Annotated in this window: 4 protein-coding genes; 1 reads left to right on the top strand and 3 read right to left on the bottom strand. The window is 73.2% G+C overall.

The features are described 5' to 3' along the window. The 3 genes from GUY61_RS35325 to rsmI all read right to left on the bottom strand — a co-directional run. A partial coding sequence (locus tag GUY61_RS35325) for a hypothetical protein (protein ID WP_208106848.1) occupies positions 1–226 on the bottom strand: 226 nt, incomplete at its 3' end. A 132-nt stretch (positions 227–358) separates the two neighbouring features. Next, positions 359–1267 (bottom strand): TatD family hydrolase, encoded by a 909-nt coding sequence (locus tag GUY61_RS35320; protein ID WP_166634406.1) that lies wholly within the window; start codon positions 1265–1267, stop codon positions 359–361. Positions 1268–1432: 165 nt separating this feature from the next. Next, positions 1433–2281 carry a 16S rRNA (cytidine(1402)-2'-O)-methyltransferase gene (gene rsmI / locus GUY61_RS35315; protein ID WP_166634405.1) on the bottom strand — a complete coding sequence of 283 codons (849 nt, stop codon included), beginning with the start codon at positions 2279–2281 and terminating at the stop codon, positions 1433–1435. Between the two features lie 94 nt (positions 2282–2375). Between rsmI and GUY61_RS35310 the strand changes: the two genes are divergently transcribed. Further along, a complete protein-coding gene (locus GUY61_RS35310) occupies positions 2376–4142 on the top strand; it encodes a phospholipid carrier-dependent glycosyltransferase (RefSeq protein ID WP_313897008.1) in 1767 nt (588 codons plus the stop codon). The last annotated feature ends 170 nt before the right edge of the window (positions 4143–4312 follow it).

Raw genomic sequence — 4312 nt, 5'->3', positions numbered from 1 at the left:
GTACCGGGCGGTGGGCGTATCCCGGGACGGTCGCCGTCCCCGGCTGCACCGGCCCGTACGCCCCCGCCGACGCGTACGCGTACCCGTGCACGTCCCCGTACGCGTACGCGTACCCGTGCCCGTCCCCGTACGCGTACCCGTGGTGCCCGTGCCCGTCCCCGTGCCCGTCCCCGTACGCGTACCCGTGCCCGTGGTGCCCGTGCCCGTACGGCTGCGGATTGCTCAACGACGCTCCAGAGGTCCGGCCCTTGGCTTGACGCTGCGGGCCGGGACACTAGCGGAGGGTCCGTCACTCTCCAAAGCGGCAGAGTGACGATGTGTGACCGAGCCCGGAGGTGCGCGGCGTGCTCCGGCGCGCCTAGCGGTAGCCGAACGCCCTTGCCGTGTTGCCGGAAACGGCCTCCGCCAGCACGTCCTCGTGAACGCCCTTCACCTCCGCCATGGCACGCAGTGTGATGGGAATGAGATACGGCGCGTTGGGCCGTCCGCGGTACGGAGCGGGCGTGAGGAACGGCGCGTCGGTCTCGACGAGGACCAGGTCGAGGGGGGCGACGGCGAGCGCGTCGCGCAGCGGCTGGGCGTTCTTGAAGGTGACGTTGCCGGCGAAGGACATGTACCAGCCCTGCTCGGCGCAGATCTTCGCCATCTCGGCGTCGCCGGAGTAGCAGTGGAACACGGTGCGGTCCGGGGCGCCCTCCTCACGGAGGACACGCAGCACGTCCTCGTGCGCGTCGCGGTCGTGGATGACGAGCGCCTTGTGGTGCCGCTTGGCGATCTCGATGTGCGCGCGGAAGGAACGCTCCTGCGCGGCCATGCCGTCCGGCCCCGTGCGGAAGCGGTCCAGGCCGGTCTCGCCGACCCCGAGGACCTGCGGCAGCGCGGCGAGCCCGTCGATCTCGGCGAGCGCCTCGTCGAGCGCCTCCTCGCCTCCGGGCGTGCGCGCCCCCTGCCGGGACCAGCCGTCGGGATCCCCGAGGACGATGCGGGGCGCCTCGTTCGGGTGGAGCGCGACGGTGGCGTGCACGGCGGGGTGCGCGGCGGCCGTCTCGGCCGCCCAGCGTGAGCCCCTGATGTCGCAGCCCACCTGGACCAGGGTCGTCACCCCGACCGAGGCGGCCTTGGCGATCGCCTCCTCAACCGTGCCCTGCTGCATGTCCAGGTGGGTGTGCGAATCGGCGACCGCGACCCGCAGCGGCTCGGGCAGCGGAGGCGCGGCGTTCTTGGGGTGACCGGGGTCCTTGGGGTCCTTGGGGTCCTTCGGGCTCATACGGCGATCCTACGAGGCCCCGCGAACGGCCCCCGTAGGATCTCCAGGGGCGCCGGACGCCAGGGGCGGGGAACCGGAGCGGACACCGGGCGCGGGCGCCGAGGACGGTCCCGGGTCCGGCCCCGGCTTTGCCCTTCCGGGGGCGTCTTTACCTGCCGGTGAGCTTCAACGCGCCGCGTTCTTTGCCGCCACCACCGCATCGAAGACCTCCCGCTTGGGAAGCCCGGCCTCGGCGGCCACGGCGGCGATCGCCTCCTTGCGCCGCTCCCCCGCCTCCTCGCGCACCCGCACCCTCCGTACCAGCTCGGCCGGGTCCGTCGCCCCCTGCTCCGCCTCGGGCGCGCCCTCGACGACGACGGTGATCTCCCCGCGTACGCCCTCCGCCGCCCAGGCGGCGAGCTCGGCGAGCGGCCCCCGCCTCACCTCCTCGTACGTCTTGGTGAGCTCCCGGCAGACGGCGGCCCTGCGGTCCCCGCCGAAGACCTCGGCCATGGCCGCGAGGGTGTCGTCGAGGCGGTGCGGCGCCTCGAAGTAGACGAGGGTGCGGCGCTCATCCGCGGCCTCGCGCAGTCTGCCCAGCCGCTCGCCCGCCTTGCGGGGCAGGAAGCCCTCGAAGCAGAACCGGTCCACGGGCAGCCCGGACAGCGCGAGGGCGGTCAGCACCGCGGACGGCCCTGGCACGGCGGTGACCCGGATGTCCCTCTCCACGGCCGCCGCGACGAGCCGGTAGCCGGGGTCGGAGACGGAGGGCATCCCGGCGTCCGTCACCAGCAGGACCCGGGCGCCGTTCTGGAGCGCCTCCACCAGTTCCGGCGTACGCGCCGACTCGTTGCCCTCGAAGTACGACACGACCCTGCCGCTCGTCCGCACCCCGAGCGCCTGCGTGAGCCGCCGCAGCCGCCGGGTGTCCTCGGCGGCGACGACATCGGCCCCGGCCAGCTCCTCGGCGAGACGCGGCGGCGCGTCCGCCATGTCACCGATGGGGGTCCCTGCGAGTACGAGCGTTCCAGTCACGCCCCCATCCTCCCAGTCCCGCGCCCAGCCCTTCCCGGGGGCGGTGTCGGCCCGGGGACGCGACTGTCACAGGCGGGTTCCATACGATGGCGCGGTGACGAGTACCACGTCTTCGCGGGGCACGGCCCCGGAGCAGCCGCCCCACACCGCGGACCCGCCGGGCACGGACGCCGGCGAGCCGCTGCCCGAGCGACTGCGCGTACTGCGCCGGTTCGGGTATGTCCGGCGGCCGGGCGCCGCCGTGGGCCTGCGCGAGCAGCTGGTGCCGCCGTACCCGAAGCACGACACGCGCCCCTGGTCCGCCCTGGGTGTTCCCCCGCACATGGCGCAGCGGCTGCTGCGCTGGTCGGCGTGGGGCGGGCCGCTGCTGATCACGCTGGTCGCCGGCGTGCTGCGGTTCTGGAACCTCGGCAGCCCGCGGGACGTGATATTCGACGAGACGTACTACGCGAAGGACGCCTGGGCCCTCGTCCAGCAGGGCTACGAGGGGACGTGGCCGAAGAACGCCAACGACGCGATCCTCGACGATCCGCAGCGGATCCCGCTCGGGTCCGACCCGTCGTACGTCGTGCACCCGCCGGTCGGCAAATGGGTGATCGGCGTCGGCGAGTGGATGTTCGGCCTCGACCCGTTCGGCTGGCGGTTCATGGTCGCCGTGCTCGGCACGCTGTCGGTGCTGATGCTGTGCCGCATCGGCCGCCGGCTGTTCCGCTCGACGTTCCTGGGCTGCCTGGCGGGGGCGCTGCTCGCCGTGGACGGGCTGCACTTCGTGATGAGCCGCACCGCGCTGCTCGACCAGGTGCTGATGTTCTTCGTGCTCGCCGCGTTCGGCGCGCTGCTGATCGACCGGGACCGGGCGCGGGCGCGGCTCGCCGCCGCGCTGCCCGTGGATCCCGCGGACGGGCGGCTGCGCCCCGACGAGACGGTCGCGGACGGGCTGCGGCTGGGCCTGCGGCCGTGGCGGCTGCTGGCCGGGCTGTGCCTGGGGCTGGCCTTCGCCACGAAGTGGAACGGCGCGGTGGTGCTGGTCTTCTTCGGGCTGCTGACGGTGCTGTGGGACGTGGGCGCGCGGCGGACCGCGGGCGCCGGGAACCCGTACCTGTCGGTGCTGAAGCGCGACGCGCTGCCCGCGTTCGTCTCGACCGTGCCGGTGGCGTTCGTGACGTACGTCGCGTCGTGGACCGGCTGGATCGTCACCAAGGACGGCTACTTCCGCAACTGGGCCACCACCGACGGCAAGGGCGGCAGCTTCACCTGGCTGCCGGACTGGGTGCGCAGCCTGTGGCACTACGAGTCCGAGGTCTACAGCTTCCACGTCAACCTGACCTCGGGTCACACCTACGAGTCCAACCCGTGGAGCTGGATCGTCCTGGGCCGGCCCGTCTCGTACTTCTACGAGTCCCCCGAGCCGGGCACGGACGGCTGCCCCGCGTCGGAGACCGGCAAGTGCGCCCGTGAGGTGCTGGCCCTGGGCACCCCGCTGCTGTGGTGGGCCGCGTGCTTCGCGATCGTGTTCCTGGTGTGGCGCTGGGCCTTCCGGCGGGACTGGCGGGCGGCTGCGATCCTGTGCGGGATCGCGGCGGTGTACCTGCCCTGGTTCAAGTACCAGGAGCGGACGATCTTCCTCTTCTACGCCGTCGTCTTCGTACCGTTCCTGTGCCTGGCGGTGGCCATGATGATCGGCTCGATCCTGGGCCCACCGGGCTCCACGGAGCGCCGCCGGGCACTGGGAGCCGTGGGGGCGGGCGTGCTGGTGCTGCTGATCTTCTGGAACTTCGTGTACTTCTACCCGATCTACACCGGGCTGCCGCTGCCGATGGACGAGTGGCGCGACCGGATGTGGCTGGACACCTGGGTCTGAGGCCGGGCCCCGGGCGCGGAGGACGGCGACGGCGACAGCGGCGGCGGGCACGGCACCTGCGGGCGGCGTGCCCGCCGCCGTTCGCCCGGGGGCGGCCGGGGCGGCGCCGACGGCCTGTCACCAATGCGTTGTGCGTCACGTGTTCGACGTTCCCACCCCGTTGTCAGAGG

The sequence above is a fragment of the Streptomyces sp. GC420 genome, assembly GCF_009916105.1.
Taxonomy (GTDB): Bacteria; Actinomycetota; Actinomycetes; order Streptomycetales; family Streptomycetaceae; genus Streptomyces.
This window is presented reverse-complemented; position numbering and strand designations above follow the sequence as displayed.